At 70.0% G+C, this 20,198-nt stretch carries 17 protein-coding genes and 2 pseudogenes; 11 read left to right on the forward strand and 8 right to left on the reverse strand.

The window, feature by feature from the left end:
- Window positions 1–124 precede the first annotated feature (124 nt).
- A complete protein-coding gene (locus ACIBQ6_RS12585) occupies window positions 125–670 on the forward strand; it encodes an isochorismatase family cysteine hydrolase (RefSeq protein WP_358287058.1) in 546 nt (181 codons plus the stop codon).
- A gap of 111 nt (window positions 671–781) precedes the next feature.
- Here the strand turns inward: ACIBQ6_RS12585 and ACIBQ6_RS12590 are convergent.
- The 3 genes and pseudogenes from ACIBQ6_RS12590 to ACIBQ6_RS12600 all read right to left on the reverse strand — a co-directional run.
- Window positions 782–1,030 (reverse strand): annotated as a pseudogene (locus ACIBQ6_RS12590) (winged helix-turn-helix domain-containing protein); the annotation flags it as partial.
- Between the two features lie 519 nt (window positions 1,031–1,549).
- On the reverse strand, window positions 1,550–3,220 hold the full coding sequence (locus ACIBQ6_RS12595) for a CARDB domain-containing protein (protein WP_397211702.1): 1,671 nt from the start codon (window positions 3,218–3,220) through the stop codon (window positions 1,550–1,552).
- 290 nt (window positions 3,221–3,510) lie between these two features.
- Window positions 3,511–4,401, reverse strand: coding sequence for a hypothetical protein (locus tag ACIBQ6_RS12600; protein WP_397211704.1), 891 nt, complete (start codon window positions 4,399–4,401; stop codon window positions 3,511–3,513).
- A gap of 359 nt (window positions 4,402–4,760) precedes the next feature.
- Here ACIBQ6_RS12600 and ACIBQ6_RS12605 point away from each other — a divergent pair, with 359 nt between their 5' ends.
- Complete coding sequence (locus ACIBQ6_RS12605; RefSeq protein WP_397211706.1) at window positions 4,761–5,240, forward strand: hypothetical protein; 480 nt, start codon at window positions 4,761–4,763, stop codon at window positions 5,238–5,240.
- Window positions 5,241–5,316: 76 nt separating this feature from the next.
- On the opposite strand, the gene ACIBQ6_RS12610 is transcribed toward ACIBQ6_RS12605, so the two are convergent.
- Window positions 5,317–7,314 carry a hypothetical protein gene (locus ACIBQ6_RS12610; protein ID WP_397211708.1) on the reverse strand — a complete coding sequence of 666 codons (1,998 nt, stop codon included), beginning with the start codon at window positions 7,312–7,314 and terminating at the stop codon, window positions 5,317–5,319.
- A gap of 416 nt (window positions 7,315–7,730) precedes the next feature.
- Here ACIBQ6_RS12610 and ACIBQ6_RS12615 point away from each other — a divergent pair, with 416 nt between their 5' ends.
- The 5 genes from ACIBQ6_RS12615 (at window position 7,731) to ACIBQ6_RS12635 (ending at window position 12,137) form a co-directional block, all read left to right on the forward strand.
- Window positions 7,731–8,342, forward strand: coding sequence for a hypothetical protein (locus ACIBQ6_RS12615; protein WP_397211710.1), 612 nt, complete (start codon window positions 7,731–7,733; stop codon window positions 8,340–8,342).
- A 289-nt stretch (window positions 8,343–8,631) separates the two neighbouring features.
- Window positions 8,632–9,087, forward strand: coding sequence for an LLM class flavin-dependent oxidoreductase (locus ACIBQ6_RS12620; RefSeq protein WP_397211712.1), 456 nt, complete (start codon window positions 8,632–8,634; stop codon window positions 9,085–9,087).
- A gap of 144 nt (window positions 9,088–9,231) precedes the next feature.
- Entirely contained in the window at window positions 9,232–10,065 is an 834-nt protein-coding gene (locus ACIBQ6_RS12625) for an SDR family NAD(P)-dependent oxidoreductase (protein ID WP_397211714.1), read from the forward strand.
- A gap of 10 nt (window positions 10,066–10,075) precedes the next feature.
- Window positions 10,076–11,395, forward strand: a complete 1,320-nt coding sequence (locus ACIBQ6_RS12630) for an MFS transporter (protein WP_397211716.1) — start codon at window positions 10,076–10,078, stop codon at window positions 11,393–11,395.
- 127 nt (window positions 11,396–11,522) lie between these two features.
- On the forward strand, window positions 11,523–12,137 hold the full coding sequence (locus ACIBQ6_RS12635) for a TetR/AcrR family transcriptional regulator (protein WP_397211718.1): 615 nt from the start codon (window positions 11,523–11,525) through the stop codon (window positions 12,135–12,137).
- A gap of 60 nt (window positions 12,138–12,197) precedes the next feature.
- Here ACIBQ6_RS12635 and ACIBQ6_RS12640 read toward each other — a convergent pair whose 3' ends face one another.
- The 3 genes and pseudogenes from ACIBQ6_RS12640 to ACIBQ6_RS12650 all read right to left on the reverse strand — a co-directional run.
- The gene (locus ACIBQ6_RS12640; RefSeq protein ID WP_397211720.1) at window positions 12,198–14,360 is read right to left on the reverse strand and encodes an MMPL family transporter; all 2,163 of its coding nucleotides are present in this window, start codon (window positions 14,358–14,360) and stop codon (window positions 12,198–12,200) included.
- 22 nt (window positions 14,361–14,382) lie between these two features.
- Window positions 14,383–14,931 (reverse strand): TetR/AcrR family transcriptional regulator, encoded by a 549-nt coding sequence (locus ACIBQ6_RS12645; RefSeq protein ID WP_397211722.1) that lies wholly within the window; start codon window positions 14,929–14,931, stop codon window positions 14,383–14,385.
- A 585-nt stretch (window positions 14,932–15,516) separates the two neighbouring features.
- Window positions 15,517–16,119 (reverse strand): annotated as a pseudogene (locus tag ACIBQ6_RS12650) (transposase); the annotation flags it as partial.
- Between ACIBQ6_RS12650 and ACIBQ6_RS12655 the strand changes: the two are divergent.
- Complete coding sequence (locus ACIBQ6_RS12655) at window positions 16,082–16,210, forward strand: hypothetical protein (RefSeq protein WP_397211724.1); 129 nt, start codon at window positions 16,082–16,084, stop codon at window positions 16,208–16,210. The pseudogene ACIBQ6_RS12650 and the gene ACIBQ6_RS12655 overlap by 38 nt on opposite strands.
- A 36-nt stretch (window positions 16,211–16,246) precedes the next feature.
- Window positions 16,247–16,480 carry a hypothetical protein gene (locus ACIBQ6_RS12660; protein WP_397211726.1) on the forward strand — a complete coding sequence of 78 codons (234 nt, stop codon included), beginning with the start codon at window positions 16,247–16,249 and terminating at the stop codon, window positions 16,478–16,480.
- 541 nt (window positions 16,481–17,021) lie between these two features.
- On the opposite strand, the gene ACIBQ6_RS12665 is transcribed toward ACIBQ6_RS12660, so the two are convergent.
- On the reverse strand, window positions 17,022–17,885 hold the full coding sequence (locus tag ACIBQ6_RS12665) for a YwqG family protein (protein ID WP_397211728.1): 864 nt from the start codon (window positions 17,883–17,885) through the stop codon (window positions 17,022–17,024).
- Between the two features lie 259 nt (window positions 17,886–18,144).
- Between ACIBQ6_RS12665 and ACIBQ6_RS12670 the strand changes: the two genes are divergently transcribed.
- Window positions 18,145–18,816, forward strand: coding sequence for an ArsR/SmtB family transcription factor (locus ACIBQ6_RS12670; RefSeq protein ID WP_397211730.1), 672 nt, complete (start codon window positions 18,145–18,147; stop codon window positions 18,814–18,816).
- The gene (locus ACIBQ6_RS12675; RefSeq protein ID WP_397211732.1) at window positions 18,816–20,123 is read left to right on the forward strand and encodes an MFS transporter; all 1,308 of its coding nucleotides are present in this window, start codon (window positions 18,816–18,818) and stop codon (window positions 20,121–20,123) included. Before ACIBQ6_RS12670 ends, ACIBQ6_RS12675 begins: the two co-directional genes overlap by 1 nt.
- Window positions 20,124–20,198: the final 75 nt, after the last annotated feature.

The raw sequence follows: 20,198 nt of genomic DNA on the forward strand, positions 1-20,198 counted from the left end.
CCGGAAGACCGTCGCCGTCGCGCTCCGGTTGCTGATATCTCAACTCTTGCCTACTGTGATCCCAGTTTGACCGGAGGGGGCGCGGGCCGTCGCGCCCGCCGGAAACACTGGACGGAGCAATGTCGTGACCACTGCACTCATCATCGGCGACCTCCAGCGGGGCATCACGGGCGGTTACCCGTTCGCCCAGCAGGTCGTGCCGCCGCTCACCGAACTGCTGCCGCGCGCCAGGGCGGCCGGCGTCCTGGTGGTGTTCGTGCACTTCGCGTTCCGGGCCAACGGGGCGGACGTGCCGCCCGGCAGCGCGCTGATGAAGTCGTTCTTCGAGGCCGGCGACGCCTTCCACGAGGGGTCGGCCGGAACCGAGCTCGCCCTGCCGGTCGCCGACGAGGACGTCGTCGTGCTGAAGCGCCGCGCCAGCGCGTTCGCCGGGACCGACCTCGACCTCGTGCTCCGCGCGCGGGGCGTCACCACTGTGGCGGTCGCCGGGGTCGCCACCAGCGCGATGGTGGCCGCGACCTGCTACGACGCGGCCGACCGCGGCTACCAGGTGACGGTGCTGAGCGACGGCTGCGGCGACGGCGATCCGGCGCTGCACGACTTCTTCGTGGACGCCGTCTTCCCGAGCCGGGGGTTCGAAGTGGTGTCGTGCGACAAGTGGCAAGTTTGATCGCGGACGGGCGGGAGGCGTCCCGGCCGCTTCACCCCGTGACCGGCGCGATGGCTCACCTGCCCGCGTTGCTGCTGGTCGGCCAGGAGGATGGGCCGCGGGATCGGCATCCCCCACGCCGGGAACGGTCTGGATGCACGGCGGGTCGCCCAGCTTGGCCCGCAGGAAGCTGATCAGGACCCGCACCCTGGTGAACGGGTCGGCGTTCTCGTCCCATGCCTCCTCCAGCAGCCGTTCGGAGCTCACGACCGCGCCGCCCGCCCTCACCAGCGCCTCCAGGACGGCGAACTCCTTGAGCGACAGGTGCCGCCCGTCCCGCGAGGCCTGCAGGCGGTGCCTGTCGAGCACGAGCCCTTGCCTCCGGCGATCTCGCCCGGCACACGTGGAAGCCGGCGTTCGGCCCTGTCACCCCGGCTCTGGTCTCGTTGCCGCCGATGAACGGGACCACCCACGAGATTTTGAGCGCCGTACCCTCGTCGCCGAGGCCGTAGACGACGAGGCCGGTCGTCCCTGTCGCGATGCCACCTTCGCTGCCTTTGGAGCCGAAGACGTCGGACTGGAACGGGCCGATGATCTCGGCGGTCGCCTTGACCTCCTTGGCGACGTCTTGCCTGGATACCACCGAGGCCTTCTCGGTGCCTCGGCTCGTCCCTCGTGCGCCCGCCTGGAGAGGTCCGGCGAAGCGGCGGTCTGGTACACGACGACCGGACGGTATTTCGGGATGTCGTATCCGGATAGATCCTCGGAAATGAGGGTGCCGGCCAGCGAGAGGTGTCGGCGAAAGCGCGGTGGCCGGGCGACGGCATCCGCCGCCCGGCCGGGCTTCTGCTCACCACGCTCAGCGCACGGCCGGGTCGATTGCAGGATCAAGCGAAGGGGTCAGGGGCAGGTGACCAGGACGACTGAGATGACGGTGCAGGTGGCCGAGGCGCTGTCATTGGCCGGGTTGGGGTCGGCGGGGGCGCTGGTGGTGCGGACTCCGGTGACGGTGACCTGGCCCAGCGACAGCAGCGACAGCGGGATCCGGAAGGTCTTGTCCACCGACGCTCCGCTGGCGATGGCGCCGTAGGTGCAGGTGACGGTGGTTCCAGCGCTGGTGCAGCCGGTCGACAGGTTGGTCGCCGACGCGCCGGTCGGCAGGGTCGCGGTCAGGGTGGCGGAGGCGAGCGGGCTGGGGCCGGTGTTGTCGGCTGTCAGGGTGTATTGCAGGTAGGGGACCAGGATGCCGAGATGGGGCTGGGTGCCCAGGTTCACGTCGATGTCGGCTGCGGCCACTGTGGTGTTCCCGGCGTCGCTGTTGTTGGCCGGGTCAGTGTCGGGTTCGGCGCCGGAGACGTTCGTGGTGGCGGTCAGGGTGCCGACCGCGGTGGGGGTGACGGTGATGGCGATCGTCGCGCTGGCGCCGGCGGCGAGGGTACCGAGCGGGCAGGTGACGGTCGGCGCGGCGATCGCGCACGAGCCTTGCGACGGTGTCGCCGATCCGATCGTGCGGGCCACACCGGACAAGGTGGTGACCGCGGAGACGCCGGTGGCCGAACGGGGCCCGTTGTTGGTGACGGTCACGGAGTAGGTGACGGGCGTGCCGGGGGTGACCGGGTCGGCCGAGTCGGTGACGGTGACGGCCAGGTCGGCCCCGGGCGGGGTGTAGGTGATGGTGATCAGGCCGTTGCCGGATCGCACGCCGGTCTGGAAGACGGTCCCGGCCGGGCCGTGGCCGCTGCCTCCGCCACCGCCCGCCGAGGCCCTGGCGTAGATGGGAGCGCCGGCGTATTCGCCTCCGCCGCCCCCACCGCCGCCGTACCAGCCGCCTCCGCCGCCGCCTCCGCCTGCGCCGGAGGGCCCACCGGGCACCTCCGCGCCGCCCGCGCCGCCCGTACCGGCTGTGCCGTCGGCTCCGGCGTCCGCTCCGTAGCTGCCGGCGCCGCCGCTCCCACCGGCCGAGGATGTCCCCCCGCCGCCGGGGTTGGACCCGAGGCTCGAGCTGCCGCCGGGGGCGCCGGCGGCACCGCCTCCGTCCCCTCCGGCGCCCGCGGCGACGCGGGTGTAGTTGCCACCGCCGCCACCGCCGCCGGCCACCAGCACTCGGTCGTCCAGGCCGTAGCCGGGGCCGGTGCGCACGTCTGAGGCGCCGCCGCCCGCGCCGCCGTCGAGGTACCCGAAGATGTTCCCGCCCTTGCCGCCGGGGCCTCCGCCGCCGTAGCCGCCGGTCCCTCCGACGATGATCTGGAGCTCCTGCCCGGGGGTGACGGCCAGGGTGGCCTTGACCTCCCCGCCCAGGCCGCCCGCGCCACCCGGGGTTTCGCCGGGCCCGGCCTGGCCCTGGGCGCCGAACGCGTCCACCTCGATCGAGGTCACGCCATCCGGCACGGTGAACGTCTGCGGGCCACCGGTGTAGGAGAACGTCACCGTCGTGGCGGCCTGGGCCGCCGGGGCCACCGCGGCCAGGCCGCCGGCGGCCAGGGCCAGGGCCAGGGTGCCCCGCAGGGCCAGCCTGGTCAGACGGCCCTGTGGGCTGCGCCCGCGCAGGGAGATGTTCGTGGTCGAGGGCATGAGGAAGGACTTCCCTTCGGCTTCGCCGCCTCGACCGCCCGATCCCTTTCGGACCGCGCTGCACAGCCGGGCGCCCAGACACGGCGGCGCGCACCTGCCCGGTGTCCCCGAACCCCGACTTTCATCACCGAACAGAACAGTTCAACGCCACGTCACGGTGAAACTCTCATCGATCATGTGGGCGCGACAGTCACCCGTCCGCGCACTAACCGCTGTCTTCGCAGGCGAAGCATTACTCACTTCACGCTTCTAGCGTTGCTGCCTTTTCTGCGCTAAAGCCGCCTATCAGGTCACACAAGGGCGAATTTGGAGGATCCAAGCGATCTCCGCAAACCCGGAAGCCGGGTGGGCAGCAACAACCGCCAAGAGCGGGCCGATCCCCCCACCGCACGTCGACGAACGTCGCGGTGTGCGCGCCCGGGTCGGCGCCAGGACCGGCTGGTCCGGCGGGTCATTTCCAGAACTTGGTCTCGGGAAAGGCGCCGGAGGGACCGTCCAGGAGAGGCCGGCCGCGGCCGCGCAGGTGCCGGTCCATGAAGGCGGCCACGTACGCCCGCGTGATCTCCAGATCTCTGGCCGATCGCTTGGTCAGCACCGTGTAGTCGGTGAACGAGGCGTGGTCGCCGCCCTGGATCGTGCACCTCGCCGGCGCCCATCAGAATGAACGGCCGGGACAACCCCTCGCCGGGAAGGGGCACGAAGAACGTGCCGTCCATGTCGACCCCGGCGCGTACGCGCGAGTCCTTGACCATGGTCCACGACGTGCTCGATCCGCCCAGGGAGAAGGCCCGGGCGTCGGCCTCCTGTTCCGGGCAGGCTGCGCAGGCGGCCAGACGGCCTCCGGGGAGCGTGGTCCCGTACGACTCGTGGACGTGGTCGACGCCGACGACGACGTAGCCCCGGCTGGCCAGTTCCTCGGCGAGGCCGGTCAGCGACGAGCGCGTCATCGTGAACCCGGGCGAGAACACCACCAGCGGCAGCGTCCCGTTCCGGCCGGCCGGGCGGGCGCCGGTCACCGAGTGGGTCATGATGCCGCTGACCGCCTTGCTCGGGACGTCCGTGACCTTCTGTCCCTTGAGCATGGCGGCGGCTTCCTCGTCCGTCATGTAGGGCGCGGGCCGGTCGGCGGCCTCTCCGGCGGGGTACCACAGCGAGACCAGATGCAGGCTGACCGTCCCCACGGCCCGGGTTCCGGTCGGGGCGGGCAGCGCGAAGGGCTGGACGGGCTTGGTGTGTGGCTCGGTCCGCGGCCCGGCGGGCCGTGGCCGCCCAGCGCAGGCAGGGACGCGGGCCGCGGGCGACGGGCAGCCGGAGGCCCTGCCGCTGGGACGGCGCCTCGAATACGCCCCTCGCATGAGTTGTCAACCAGAGGTCAACGTGCGATTCGCCCGGTCAGGCTGGACAGACGGGCGGTGACGGACGTCACCTGCGCTGTGCGTACTTCTACGCCGAGCGAAATCCTGGACGCCCCTACCGTCGAGGACATCGAACCGAACTCCTCGAACGGAGAATAGCCATGTCCCTCAGATCCCGCCGACCGATGATTGTGAAGCGTCTGGCGACCGCGGGCGCCGCAGCGACCATCGCCGCCTGTGCCGTCCTGGCCGGTTCGGCCGGGCCGGCACAGGCGGCCGGTGAAGACCTTCAGGTCACGCTGCGCTTATGCACGATCTTCAAGACCCAGACCATCACCTGCGCGCCGGACTTCGTCCTGGCGAAGGACCCGATTCCCGCGGACGTTCCCTTCCGCAGGAACTACTCCCTGATCCACCGCCCGAACAGCCTGATCCAGAGCAACTTCAGCGTTCAGGTCTTCAGGAACGACACCGGGGGCCCGGTGATCGCGCAGACGAAGTCCGTCCTGCTGATCGACCAGCAGACGGGCAAGACGCTCGCCAAGGCGGTCGGCCCCCAGGTCACGCTCCCGGCCAACACAGTGATCACGAAGAACCTCTCCGTGTCGGAATCCGTCAACCCCAGCCAGGCCAACAGCGGCTACACGATCACCTGGCACAAGTGATCCGTCCGGATCGGGAGACCGCGCGACGGCTGGCCTGGCCTGGCCTGGCCAGAGCCGTTGTTCTTACAGTCCCTGGTTACAGCAGGCCGCCGCCGCGGTGGACGACGTGGAGTTTGCCGTCGTACGCCGCGACGGCAGGGCGTTCGACGGAGGTGGCAGCGGGGCTGAAGGAGGTGTCGGTGCTCCAGCTGGTGCCGTTGAAGCTGGACCAGTAGAGCTTGGTGTTGCGGTTGGTGTAGCTGCCGCGGTGGACGACATACAGCTTGGCGCCGGTGCCGTCGTTGAAGACCGTCAGGGATGGTGAGACGGCACTGTTGTGGGTGCCCAAGGTGACGGGGCTGCTCCAGCTGCCGCCGCCCATGGTGTTGCGGCGTGCCCAGTAGAGTCTTTCGTCGGAGCCTGGGCCGCGGAAGACGCAGTACAGCTTGTTCTGGAACACGGCGAGTGCCGGACCGTCCGCGCTTCTCTGGTCCCAGGCGTTGCCGTGGTACCAGCCGTTGCCGTTGTAGTACACCGTGTGCAGATGGCCGTTGCCCTGGCCACGGTAGACGCAGTACAGGGTGTTCCCGAGAACCGCCAGCGCCGGCGCGGAGGGGCTGGCGTGGCCGCCGATCGGCGTGTCGGCGCTCCAGCCGGTGCCGTCGAAGGTCGACCAGTACAGCTGCTCGTTGTCGTTACTGCCACGGTGGACGCAGTACAGCTTGTTGTCGTAGGCGGCCAGTGCGGGCGCGGCATTGCTGAGGGGGCCGGGGAAGAGGGTGTCGGCGCTCCAGTTGGTGCCGTCGTAGTGGCACCACCACATTTGCTGGAAGTCGCCGCTGGTGTGCGCGCAGTACAGCTTGTTGTCGAAGACAGCCAGCGCGGCGCCCGTGCGAGCGGTAGCGGTGGGCAGCAGCGTGCCCTGGCTCCAGGTGCCGGCGTTGGAGGAAGTGGTCAGGCGCAGCCGTTCCTCGTCAGGCAGGGTGAGGCGGAGGTGGAGATCGAAACGGCCGATGCCGTTGAAGCCCCAGTGGTCGATGGCGCCCGGGCGGTTGGCCAGCGCGGCAAGCGCGGGCCGACTGAAGACGATGGTGCGATTCTGCACCAGGTCGTCGTCGTTGCGGAACCACTCGATCAGCGCTTGGACGAGCGCGGTGATGACAGTGAGGTAGTCCCCGATGTCCGATCCGCCGCCCTCCCAGTACCAGGCGGGATTGTCCTTGAACTGGTAGGCGATCTGCTGCAGCTTGTCGCCGATCTTCTTCAGGTCTTCGACGAGCTTGTTGTGCCAGGAGGAGGGGCTGTCGTCGGCTTCCCAGCACTGGATGTGGATGGGCAGGCTGTTGCCGACCCGGCCGTTGAACAGGGTGGTGCCCGCGTCGAACACGCGCACCGAACCGGTCTGGACGTCGCCGTACTCCCGCGTCTTGTTCCACTTGTTCCTGGCGGTCTCGTTGGCTGAGGCGTAGGCCCAGTAGATCTCGTCTTGAGGGCCGAACACGGTGTCTCCGGTACTGCGCCGGCATTCGAACCGTTGCAGGTCCAGCCTCAGGTCTATCGGCGGGGGCGAGACCGGGGTCGCGGTGTCAGAGCGGGAGGTGCCGACGACGGTGACGCCGTAGCCGTAGTCGGCCATGGCCTGGAGGAAGTCCTCGCTGTCGAGGGGCTCGTCCTCGGCGAGGGCGTCGATGTTCACGAAGTTCACGTTGGGCAGGGCGCGGAGTTCCTCGCCCAGGGCGGCGATGTCCTTGGCCAGGTCGTCTTGTGTGTAGCCCTCGGTGAGGGGACGATCGGCCACGGTGGCGGAGAGTGTCTGGCGGGTGCCGGCCGTGTTCTCCTCGGTGAAGGCGCGGCCGAACGCACGGACCTCCTCGTCGTCGTCCGCCAGCGGCCGGAGCAGGTCGACGAGTTCTTGTTCGAGCTCGGTCAGCTCCAGCCCGGCCTCCAGGCGCGCGGCGCCGCGCAGCATCACCCCGACCAGCAAGAAGACGGCCGGCGGCGGCGTTGCCCGGCGGGCGAGGCGTTCGGTGGCCGGGCGGCCCTGCAGGGTGGCCCGTACGCGTTCCAGCCGCTCCGCGCGCGTGGGATATGGCATGTGCTACCTCCATCACGGCCGGTCCCGCACAGACCGGCCCGGCATTGACGTTACGTACCGCAAAGGGTCGATTACACCCCTCGGGTAGGCGGAGACGGGAATTGTCCGCAACCGGCCAACGGGGTGCGGTCACCTCCGCGGGCCGATGTCCCGACAGTGGCCTGCCCTCCTCCCTCTCACGGCACGCTGCGCAGACGGCAAACCCTCCTCTCCCGCCCGGAGCGCGGCGACAGGCGTACCGCTGATCTCTGCGCTCAGCCTCCTCGAAGACCGATGGGACAGAATGGGTTCAGCCTGGCGTGGGCCACAGGACCCTGAACGTGTGCAGCGCCTGTCCCCTCGATCCCCGAAGGCCGTCCTGCGGGCACGCTCGATCGGGTCGCGGATGGCGTACGACTTTGTCCGAAGGAGATGTCATGCAGGTAGCGGTGGTCACGTTCGACGGGTTCAACGAGCTCGACAGCTTCATCGCCTCGGCGCTGATCAACCGATGCCGGGCCGACGGGCTGGAAGCGTTCATCACGACGCCTACACCGGTGGTCACGTCGATGAACGGCGTCCCGGTGACCGGGCAGCGTCCGATCGAGTTCGTGAGCGAAGCCGAGGTCGTGCTCATCGGGAGCGGGGTGAAGACCCGCGACGTGGTCGCCGACGACCGGCTGCTGTCCATGTTGCCGCTCGACCCCGCCCGGCAGTTGATCGGTTCGCAGTGTTCGGGAGCGCTGGTGCTGGCTCGTCTGGGCCTGCTGGAGCACATGCCGGCCTGCGCGGACAGAACCAGCCGGCCGTTCGTCGAAGCCTGCGGCGTCACCGTGCTGGACGCGCCCTTCCACGCGGAGGGGAACATCGCGACGGCGGGCGGGTGCCTGGCGTCCCAGTACCTGGCCACCTGGGTGATCACCCGCACCCTCGGCGAGGACGCCGCCCGCGCGGTCCTCGACTACGTCGCCCCGGTCGGCGAGAACGACGAAACGGTCGACCGCGGTCTCCGCGCCGTCCACGAGGGCAGCGGGCTCACCCTGCGTTGAGCCTGGCGAGCCTGCAGTATGACCGCGGGCGGCTCACGACACCAGGTAGGTCTGGCACGTCGTGCCCATGCCTCGACGGGCTCCCAAGCTTGCCCTGGGGCCGATGGAGGGTGAGGCGGCCGAGTGTGACCTGCTGTTCGTGAATCTGTTCCACGCCCGGATGGGCGAGAGCCGCTTCTCAAGTGGAACGGGTTCTATTGCGCTCCGCTGCTATGCGGTTCGCCTATGCCGAGTCCATGACCGACCCGTCGTACTGCGTCCCGCCGACCCAGGCCGCCGAGGTGGTGGGATGCGCGAGCGTCAGCGGGGCGGACTCGATCGTCCCCCGAAGGAGTCCGACGCGAGCTACCCGTACGCCCTGCGCGGCTACTGGGAGTTCCTGAAGGACAAGAGCTATATCGAGACGTTCGTCCTGGCCGCGGCCATGGGAGCGGCGACCTCGATTATCCGGTTCACGACGTTTGTGCTCAAGCTACCGATTCGCCCGCCGGTGCTGGTCGCCCACCAGGCGAGTTCGATCGCCTGCCCGACCAGCAACCGGCTGGACCTCGGCGTGTGGCTCAGCCCATGGCCCGAGGACTTCGCGGCGATGGGGGTGCCGTGGTCACAAGCTGGACGCGCCGCTGGCCAGGCAGGCCGCCCTGCGGGCCAAGCCGCAGGCCAGGAAGATCGAGAAGCTGGAGCGCTTCGCCGAGTCCGCGATCTCCAGGATCAACCCCTAGCGGCAAACGAGAACAGGTTGTAGACACGCGGCCGGGCAACGAGAGCGGCGTCCATCACGGACGAGTATCGAGGCGATCACGCGGCATTCTCGGAGCTAGCAAACCGACTGATCAGTCAGTAGGCTCGCCGACGAAATCCATGGCGGCTTCGAGCAAGGGATACCGCGATGCCTGGATCTGATCAACTCGCCGGCCGTACGGCGGTCATCACCGGTGGGGCCAGCGGCATCGGGGCCGCGCTCTCGGCCGAACTCGGCGCGCGCGGGATGTCGGTCGTCGTGGCCGACATAGACGGCGCCGACGCCCGGCGCCTCGCCCGCGAACTGGGTGAGAGCGGGATTCCCGCGCTCGGCATTCGCGTCGACGTCTCCGACCCCGAGTCGGTCGACGCCCTCGTGCAGGCCAGTTACGCCGAGTTCGGCTCCGTCGAGGTGCTCTGCAACAACGCGGGAGTGCTCGCCTTCGGCACGGTCGCCGAATCGTCGCTCGGTGACTGGCGCTGGCTCTCGTCGGTGAACATCGAGGGCATGCTCAACTGCCTGCGTGCCTTCCTGCCGAGGATGCGCGAGCGGACCGGGTGGCGCCACGTGATGAACACCGCGTCGACCCATGCCTTCCTGCCCGACCCGCAGGGCACGTCCCTCTACAGCGCCACAAAACACGCCATCGTCGGCCTCTCGCTCGGGCTGCGGGCTGAACTCGAGCCCGACGGCATCGGCGTCACGATTCTGTGTCCCGGCCAGGTGGCGACCCGCATCCTCGACTCCCAGCGCAACCGGCCCGACGTGTTCGGCCCCCCGGCGGCCGAGTTGTTCGGAACAGGCGGCGTCCCGATGGCCATCGAACCCGGTGAGGTCGCGCGCGACGCTGTCGAAGGCATGCTGCGCGGCGCCCCCTTCGTCTTCTCGCTTCCCGCGCACGACCACGACCGGTTCCGGTCCCAGGTCGAGGAGCTGTGGCGGCTCGCGGGTGATGCCCTGAACGACAGCGTCGAGCCGTAGGGACATCTCGATGGACGAGCGGCTCCCGCCCCAGTCCCCGCCGCAGACTCACGCGGCCGGCGTCTCTTCGACCGCGCCCGCGCCTCCTGAGTCGTCCGGACCCGGCGATCGGCACCGGGAGGACAGCGGTCTGCGGCGGCTGTTCGTCACCGTGCCGTTCGTCAGCGCCGCCGCACCACTGGGCTACGCCGTCTCGGCCTACTTCCTGGCGCTTCAGGTGCAGGCCATCGACACCACGGCCAAGGTCGAGAACCTGACCATCGTCAACGCCATGAGCGCGCTCGCCGCGATGATCATCCAGCCGCTCGTCGGCGTCCTGTCCGATCGCACCCGTACGCGCTTCGGTGCACGTGCGCCATGGATGCTGGCCGGAGCCCTCTTCGGCGCCGTCGGGCTGATCACCGCGGGACTGTCGACGACCGTGACTCAGTTGGTCGTGGTCATGATGGCCGTACAACTCGGCTTCAATGCCCTCCAGGGTCCGCTCGCGGCGATCCTGCCAGACCGCGTGCCCTCCCGGCTGCGCGGACGGTACTCGACGCTCACCGGGCTCGGCGCGATCGCCGCGGCGATCGCGGGCCCGGTCCTCGCCTCCGCCTTCGCCACCCGCATCCCCGTCGGCTACGCCGGCTTCGCGGGCGTCATCCTGCTGATCATCGTGGTGTTCGTCGTGGTCAATCCCGACACCGACAACCGCGGTGTGGCACGGCCGGCGTTCTCCATCCGGGCCTTCCTCAAGGCGTTCTGGGTCAATCCCCTGCGCCATCCCGATTTCTTCTGGGCGTTCCTGGGCCGCGTGCTCATCTTCGGCGGCTACTACATGGTGCAGACCTTCAACATCTACATCGCCCAGGAGTACATCGGCCTGAGCCTCACCGAGGCCGCGCGGCTGGTTCCCCTGATCGGACTGATGGGCCTGCCCGGGTTCATCATCGCCATCGCGGTGTCCGGGCTCCTGTCGGACCGTGTGGGCCGGCGCAAGCCGATCGTCCTGGTCGGCGGGCTCATCATCGCCGCATCGGCGCTGTTCCTGCTGATCTTGCCGACTGTGGCCGGTCTGATGATCTCGACGGTCGTCCTGACCATCGGCTTCGGTGTCTTCATCTCGGTGGACCAGGCCCTCGTCTCGGAGGTCCTGCCCAGTGAGGACGACCACGCCAAGGATCTGGGCGTGATCAACATCGCCGCGACCCTGCCGAACACGATCGCGCCCGTCGCCGCCGGCGGCATCGTCACGATCTTCGGAGGGTACGCGGCGTTGTATCCCGTGGTGGCGATCGTCGCGGGCGCGGGCGCTCTGGCGGTTCTTCCGATCAAGACAGTGCGCTGACGGGGCAAGGCGCCCTCCCGAGCGGCCGGCCACGCGGGTGAACGGTAGGCTGGCGCGGAAGAAATTGGGCCTTGCGCAACCATGTCCGCCTGCGTCGAGCGAGGCACCCGGACGACAGGAACGACGGATGGCGAAGACGCATGACGCCGAGCGAGCCGGTGCCGCCCGGCGCGCCAAGATCGTGAGCGCCGCCCTCACGCTGTTCGCGGTACAGGGCTACCGGGGGACCTCCCTCGCGGCCATCGCCAAGCAGGCCGGGATCACCCAGTCCGGCCTGCTGCATCACTTCCCGACCAAGGAAGCTCTGCTGGCCGAGGTGCTTGCCGAACGCGACCGGCAGACCTTCGACGCGGTCGAGGTCGGCCGCGAGTACGAGGGGCCGGCCATGGTCCGCGCCCTGGAGATCGTGGACGACATGGTCAGGCGGAGCCGGCAGAACCGCGAGCTCACCCGCATGGGGCATCTCGGCGCCTTCGGCTCGAACGACCTCCCGGAGATCGCGCTGGAATGGGCGCGGGAGCGTGTCCGCACGTTCCGTGCTCATCTGGCCGCCGTGGTCAAGGAAGGCGTCGCTACCGGGCACGTACGCGCCGATGCCGACCCCCCTGCGGTGGCGTCGCTCATCATCGGCACCATCACCGGCCTTGAGGAGCAGTGGCTGCTCGACGAGTCCTTCGACATGGTCGCGGCGATGGGTGCCTTCATCCGGATCCTGCGCCGCGACCTGATCATCGAGGGCTAGCGCCGCCCTGGCCGGAACCGTGGGCGAAGCCCGTGCGGGCCTCGCCCACTTGATCGGGTGTCAGACCTTGACGGCGTTCGTGGAGTCGGTATGCTGCCGGTCGGCCTCGGTCCCGCGCAGGCTCTCGCCTTCGATGTCGAGATTCGGCAGGACCCGGTCGAGGGGCCGGGGCAGCCACCAGGCCGCACGGCCGAGCAGCGACATCGCGGCCGGCACCAGGGTCAGGCGGACGATGAACGCGTCGACGAGCACGCCGACGGCCAGCGCGAATCCGATGGACTTGATGATCGGATCGTCCATGAACACGAAACCGCCGAACACGGCCGCCATGATCAGCGCGGCGGCGGTGACGACGCGGGCGTTGTGACCCAGGCCGTTGACGGTGGCCTGCCGCGGGCTGTCGCCGTGCACGAAGTCCTCGCGCATCCGGGAGACGAGGAAGACCTCGTAGTCCATGGCCAGGCCGAACAGGATCCCGATGAGCAGGATCGGCAGGAAGCTCACCAGCGGCCCGGGGACGTCGATGCCGAGCAGGTCGGCCAAGCGCCCCTGCTGGAAGATGGCCACGGTGATGCCGAACGTGGCGCCGACGGTGAGTAGGAAGCCCAGCGCCGCTTTGAGCGGCACCAGCACCGAGCGGAAGACCAGCATCAGCAACAGGATCGACAGCCCGGCGACGAGCAGCAGGTAGACGGGCATCGCCTCGGCGAGTTTCGCCGACACGTCGATGCCGATGGCGGTGGCGCCGGTCAGGGCGATGGTGGCGCCCTGGACGGCGGCCACGCGCTCCCGGATGGAGTGCACGGTCCGCTCTGTGGCCGCGTCGGTCGGCCCGGCCTTGGGGATGATGGTCATCAGTACGGTGGTGCCCTGCTGGTTGGGCTGCGGCGGGGAGACGTGGAGCACACCGTCCGTGGACTCGATCAGCCGCGCGGCCTGCTCGGCGGCCATGCTGGTGGCCTGGGTGTCGGCGCCGGAGACAACGGCGATCAGCCTCCCGTTGAAGCCGGGCCCGAATCCCTCGCTGATCAGGTCGTAGGCCTCGCGGGCCGCCGAACCGGAAGCCGCGGTGCCGGCGTCGGGCAGGGCCAGGCGCATGTCCTGGGCGGGCAGGGCCAGCGCGCCCAGTCCGGCGACGCCGACCAGCAGGATCGGGATCCGCAGCCGGGTGACGAGCCGGCCCCAGGCGTACCCGAAGCCCTCGGGCCCGGGGGCGGGCATCCGCCCGCCACGCTGCCCACGAGGCAGGACGCGGGCGTCGGCGAAGCCGAGCATCGCGGGGAGCAGGGTGAGGGCGACCAGCACCGCCAGGGTGATGGTGCCGGCCGCGGCCAGCCCCATGACGCTCAGGAAGGGAATGCCGACCACGGAGAGGCCGGCCAGGGCGATGACGACGGTGGCGCCGGCGAAGACCACAGCGGAACCCGCGGTGCCGATCGCACGCCCGGCGGCCTCCTCCGCAACCTCACCCTCGGTGAGGTACTGCCGGTAGCGGAAGGTGATGAACAGCGAGTAGTCGATGCCCACGGCCAGCCCCAGCATCAACGCCAGGATGGGCGCGGTGCCGGTCAGTTCCAGCACCCCGCTGAGGGCGAACAGCCCGGCCATCCCGGCCGCGACGCCGATCAGCGCGTTCAGCAGCGTCATGCCGGCGGCCACCAGAGAACCGAAGGTGATGAGGAGGACCACCGCGGCGACCAGGACACCGAGCGCCTCAGTGGAGCCGATCTCCCCTCCCGCCTTCATGATCTCGCCGCCGTGCTCCGCCCGGAGCCCGCGCGCGGAGGCGCCGACCTGCTGGTACGCGGTACGCTGCGCCGCGCTGACCTCGTCGGCCGGGGTGTCGAACTGGACCTGGACCAACGCGTAGCGGCCGTCCGGAGTGACCGAACCGGCCGTGAAGGGATCGATGGCGGCGATCACACCGGGGACTCCACCGGCCTCCCGCACGACCGCCGCGACCGCTGCTTTGTCCAGTTCTCGTCCTTCGGGCGCGGCGAGGACGATGGTTCCGGTCACCCCACCGGCCTGCGGGAACTGCACCCGCAGGGAGTCGAGCGCCCGCTGGGACTCCGTGCCGGGGATCGAGAAGTTGTCAGTGGTGGGACCCATGAAGGCGGCGGCCGCCCCGCTCAGCAAGGCGAGCAGAAGCAGCCAGACGGCCAGCACACGCCCTCGGCGGCGGAAGGAGAACCGGCCGAGCCGATACAGCACAGAAGCCATGAAGGGTGTCTTTCCTCGAAGTTCAACGGGGGGCGCGGCCGAGCGTGCGCAGGGCGCCGTCGATCAGCTCGGCACGCAGGTCCTCGTCCGGCACCGGCACGTCACTGGCGCAGGTCACCGATACCGCACCGACGACCATGTAGGCGGTGACCAGGGCCCGGGACTCGGTCGAGCCGTCCACCATCGCGGTCATCAGCCGCCCCACGACGGCCGGCACGGCCCCCAAAGCCGGATGGCCGGCCAGCACGGGAATGTCCTGGAACAGGACCTTGACCTCGCGCCGGAACCGCATGGCCAGATCGACGAAGCCGGTGACGGCCGCGACCGCCGCCTGGTCTCCCTCCAGTCCGGAAAGCCGGGCGTCCAGCTCTCCCAGCCCTTCACCGGCGGGGGTCAGCAACTCGGCGAGGATCGCCTCCTTGCTGACGAAGTAGTAGAGCAAGGACGCCTTCGAACAGCCGACTACCTGAGCGATGTCGTGCAGCGAGGTGCCCTTGTATCCACGCGTGGCGAACAGACTCAACGCCGAGTCCAGGATGTGGCCGCGCAGGGCGGAAGCGGGACGTGCCATGCCCTCAACCATAACTGTCCGATCGGTCAGCTCTGACCGATCGGACAGGATTCGACTGTGGCCTTCCTCACGACGCAACAGGGGCGGTTTATCCTGAGGGGCGGCCAGTCCGTCACGCTGCCCGCGACCGTCTCCGGCACCGCGACCTTCGCCAACTCCACCCAGACGCCCAAGATCTCGGTGCAGGGGGACAAGCTCCCCCGGCGGCACCGCCACCTTCACCCGCAGCGCGGACGACGGGGCAGACGCCACCACCTGCACCTGCGCCTACGTCTCCCCGTTCCTGCGCACCATCGACCGGGAGGTCGACGCCGTGGCGGGCACCAAATCGGCGCCCACTACCTCACTGGCACCGATCCGCGCGCCACCCGTCACCTCGACGGCAACCGGGGCATCATGTTCGACTACGACGGGGACGGCGAAGGCAACGACGACCCCTGGGGAGGGGACATCCAACGCCAGGGGGTGGCCGTTCTCTCCGAAGAACTGGTCAAGGATGACGGGCTGGGAACGGGGCATGACGAGCATCGGAACGAAAGTCCCGTTAGTGCTGACCGGAAACGATCACCGGGTTGGGTAAGGGGTTCAGGCTGCCGATGCGGGCCGACCGCCCCAGCGGATGCCCTTCTCACTGCGGATCCGGGCGCGTTCGCGGCGTTGAGCGGCCAGTACGGCGGGATGGCGGGCGTGAGCGTTGCGCCGGCGCGGATGGGCGTGCGGGGCCCGGGTTTGGACGGTGTGGTTCGGGTGATCGGAATTGGCCAGGGTGAACTGGCGTAGCGGGCCGAAGTGGGCCGAAGTGGGCCTCGATCGGGTTGGCCCAGGAGGCGTAGGGCGGCGTGCACAGCAGCCTGACCTTGTGCTTGGTGGCCCAGGTGCGGATGCGCCAGTTCTTGTGCGCCGACAGGTTGTCCAGGGTCACGTCGATCGGTGCGCCATCGGGACGGGCGGCCCGGATCGATTTCAGGGCGGCCCAGGTGTGGTCGATGCCCTTGCGCGCCCGGTTGACGCCCCACAGCAGGTCATCGCCAACTCGTCGAAGGCGAAGGTGCGCTGGAAGGTGATCCCGTGCCGGTGCAGGAGGGTAGGTAACGCCTCCCGGCCGAGGGTGATGGCCCGGTCGGGCAGGCGGCGCAGATGGTGCAGGAGCTTGCGGTTGGACCAGCGGGTGAACGGCTGGCCGAGCTTGCGCGAGCCGCACGCACGACACTACGTCAAGTTCCTGGTCGGCGAGGACACCACAACCCCCTACGACCTCACCGACATGAACCCCTCCTGAGCCAGGTCAGCCGGCAGCACCGTCTCCACCAAGGGCGTGCCGTGGATCGACAACACCGCCTACGGACTCGGAATCTTCTCCCAGAAGCTGTCCTGCGGCGTGACGGTCTGGGGCAACGGTGGCAGGATCCATGGCTCCTGGACGTACGCGATGGGCACCCGGGACGGCAGGCACATGGTCGTCACCAACATCAACGGCGACTGGGGCAACCCGATCAGCATCCTCACCAAGGAAATGGAAGCCGAGATGTGCCCGCCGAGATCCCGGTAATCACTCGATATCACCGGCTCATCCAGCCTCACAAGCACGAGGCCGGATGAGCTCGCGCACCGCATGCGACTCGGCGGACACCTTCCCGGCCATGCCGAACCTGGAGCGCGCCGGCAGCAGCCAGGTTGTGAGTCCCGGTGGTCAATGGCCTGGAAATTCCGGCGCGGTCTCGGCGCGGCGGGCGCCGTCCTGGTTGGGATGCTCCGGCGCGCCGGCGACGAACCGCTGGTCGCCCTCCAGCAGCATGCCGGGCGCAGCTCGTCGGTGGCGTACGCGCCGAATGGTCCGGCCAGACGTCCTCGGCCAACTCCAGACAGCGCCGAACGTGGTCGATCACCACCTCGGGAATCTCATCCGGGAACGGGAAACGCGCCACCTTCTGAAAACACTTCAACGCCAGCACCAGCGCGCGAACGGCCGTGTTCAGCACACCGCAACCAACCCAAGCGGAGGGTCACATCACCCGACAAACGAACCCTCCGAGCAGCACCTCAACACCCCACTATCCCTTTCTCCCGTACTTGGTCTGCCACCCAACCAGCTAGCACTGCATGGTGAGCCGGGCCTGGTCGAAGCGGTGGGTGGCCAGGTGTTCGGGGCGGATCAGCCAGTAGAGGGTGCCGGTGTCACCCCACGTCATCTTCGCGTCGCTGTCACTGTCGAACTGGGCGAGCAGGATCCAGCGTTCGGCTTCCCGGTCCAGGGCGGGGGTGCCCCAAGAGTGAGCGCCGCCGAGCGCCGCGTTCGCGACCTCGTACTCCACCGGGCCCTGCACCGGTGCGGCGTGGCCGCCGATCTGGTGGCCGATGCGGGTGCGCAGCCGCCGGAAGGCCTGGACGAACGGCCGGAGCGGGGCGGGGGTCTCACGAGGGCCGGGCCAGTGCCTGCCGTCGCCGAGCAGGGCTTCCCGGGCCTGAGGCAGCCACAGGTCGGGGGCGCTCTCCTCGACGCCTGCGGCCAGTTCCACGTACGGGTGCGGTTCCAGCTCCTGGGGTGTTTCCGCCCGCAGAACCGGCGTGCCTCCCGGGACGTACAGCACCTGGGCCCCGTCCCACGTCTCGGGGGCGTCGAGGGAGCCGGACGAGCCGCCGTCGTCCATGTCGTCGTGGCCGTCGAAGCAGAAGAACAGCAACGTCCCGTCCTGTGGGAAGGCCGCCGGCAGCCCGGCGTGAGGGAGCGCCGAGCACCGCACCGATGCGATGAAGGACAGCGGGCCGTGCCCCGGCCACTCGGGCCAGACGGCCCCGGCGGGCAGCTCCGGCTCCCCGCTGAGGGTGGCGACGGCCTGCTCGCCGTCCGCTGCCCGGCGCAGACGTACGCATGGACGCAGCAGTGCGGTCCACCGGTCGGCGAGGTCGGCGGGCAGATGCTCGGCGGCGAGACGGGAGTATCGATCATCAGTCATGAGAGTCATGATGAAGCGCGTCACTGACGTCCGTGCCATCCGCCGGGCCGGCCGATGACAGTCGCGCCACTGGCCGGCCGCGGACGCGGTGACGCGGGCCGAGGTCCCGTCCAAGGGAACCCCGCGGCTCGGCGGCTCAACCGCTGACGTCAGGCGCGACGCCTTCACCGAGCGGTTCGGCGCGCCGGCCTCCCGATTGCAAACATCTCTTCGCGAACAAGTCTTTGCGAAGGACTGTTTGCGGTCTACGCTGCCGGACATGACCGAACCCTCCGAGAGCGTGGTCGTCCTCGACGCCAAGGGCCTGCGGGCACTGGCCCACCCGGTACGGGTGCAACTCGTGGACCTGCTGCGCAAACACGGCCCGTCCACCGCCACCCGTCTGGCCGAACGCCTGGGGGTGAACTCGGGCACCGCCAGCTACCACCTGCGCAGGCTCGGCGCCGCCGGATTCGTCGCGGAGGACACCGAGCGCGGCAACGCCCGCGAACGCTGGTGGCGCTCGGTCCACCACGTCACCCGGCTCACCGATGACGAGCTGTCGGAGCGGGAGCCCGAGGCGGTGCTCGCCTACATGCAGTCGATCGCCGCCCTGTACGGCCTGCGCACCCAGCGGACGCTGAACGAGCTGCCTACCATGCCGGCGGAGTGGCGGCAGGTGCTCGACCTCAGCTCCATCGCGCTGCGGATCACGCCGGAGGAGGGGCTTCGGCTGCGCGAGGAACTGGCGGAGGTCGTCGACCGCTACCGGCGCGACACGCCCGGCCAGCCGGCGCCCGAAGGGGCCGCCCGGGTCTCGCTGATCACCCAGCTCCTGCCGGAGCTGCCCGAAACAACCGAGCTGCCCGAAACGACCGGGATGCCCGAGTCGGCCGAGCTGGCCGAAGCGCCAGAGCCCCCCGAGTCGCCCGAGTCGCCCGAGGGTGCGTGATGGGGGCGCGCGAGTCGTTACGCCCGATGGCCGGCCTGCTCGCGGCCATGACGGTGTCGCTGACCGCGACGCGGGTGTCGGCCATCGCCTTGCCCTGGTTCGTCCTGACGACGACCGGGAGCCCGGCGCGGACCGGGATGGTGGCGTTCGCCGAGATGGCCCCGTACGTGCTGGTCAAGGCGCTGGCCGGGCCGCTGGCCGACCGGGTCGGGCCGCGCCGGATCTCCTGGATCGGGGACGTGGTGAGCGCCGCGGCGGCCGGGGCGGTCCTCCTCCTGCACGCCCTGGACCTGCTGCCGCTGGGCGCGCTGATCGCCCTCGTCGCGGTGGTCGGCGCGGCCCGCGGTCCGGGCGATCTGGCCAAGGAGATCATGATTCCGGAGGCGGCCGAGCGCGGGCGGGTGCCACTGGAGCGCGCCACCGGGCTGATGGGCGTGACCGAGCGGCTGGCCCAGACGGTGGGGCCCGCGGCGGGCGGGGCGGCGGTGGCGCTGCTCGGACCGCTGGCCGGCCTGGGCATCAGCGTCACCTGCTTCGCGCTCGGCTCGGTGATCGTGACGTGGGCGCTGCCGCGCGGCATGGGACACCGCGCTCCGGCGGAGGAGGCTCTGGAGGCGAAGCAGGGCTACTGGCGGCGGTTCGGCCAGGGTTTCACGTTCCTGCGCGGCGAACCGCTGCTGCTGTCCGTGGTCGTCATGGTCGGCGTCACGAACCTGCTCGACGCGGCCTTCAGCCAGGTGCTGGTGTTCGTGTGGGCCGGCGAGTCCGGTCACGGCGCCGCCGTGGTGGGCCTGAACAGCAGCGTCATGGGGTTGACGGCGGTCGGCGGCAGCCTGGTCGCGGCCGCCGTGGCGCACCGGATGCGGCGCAGGCCCGTGTTCTTCGTGGCGTTCCTGCTCGCCGGGCCGACCCGGTTCCTCGTCCTGGCGGTGGATCCGCCGTTGTGGGCCATGGCGGCGGTGTTCGCGGTGGGCGGGTTCGCCGGCGGGTTCCTCAACCCGATCCTCGGGGCGATCTCCTACGAGCGGGTGCCCCGGAGCCTGCTGGGCCGGGTCAACGCGCTGAAGGACTCCCTCGCCTGGGCCGGCATCCCGCTCGGCGGGCTGGTGGGCGGGGCGCTGGTGGCGGTCGCGGGGCTGACGCCGGTGCTGCTCGCCGGCGGGGCGGTCTACGCCCTCACCACGAGCCTGACGGGGCTGCGGCCAGAGTGGCGGCAGATGGACCGGCTCCGCGGCCAGGGTCCGCCCGTCCCGCCCGCCTCGCCGGCGCTGCCCGTGCCGCCGGTCACACGCGGGCGGCGATCTTGAGAAGCACCACGCCGCCGATGATCGCGGCGAACGAGGCGAGCTCACTTTGCTTGCATGTGCATGTATGCTTTTGTC

This window comes from Nonomuraea sp. NPDC049655 (assembly GCF_044465465.1).
Classification (GTDB): domain Bacteria; phylum Actinomycetota; class Actinomycetes; order Streptosporangiales; family Streptosporangiaceae; genus Nonomuraea.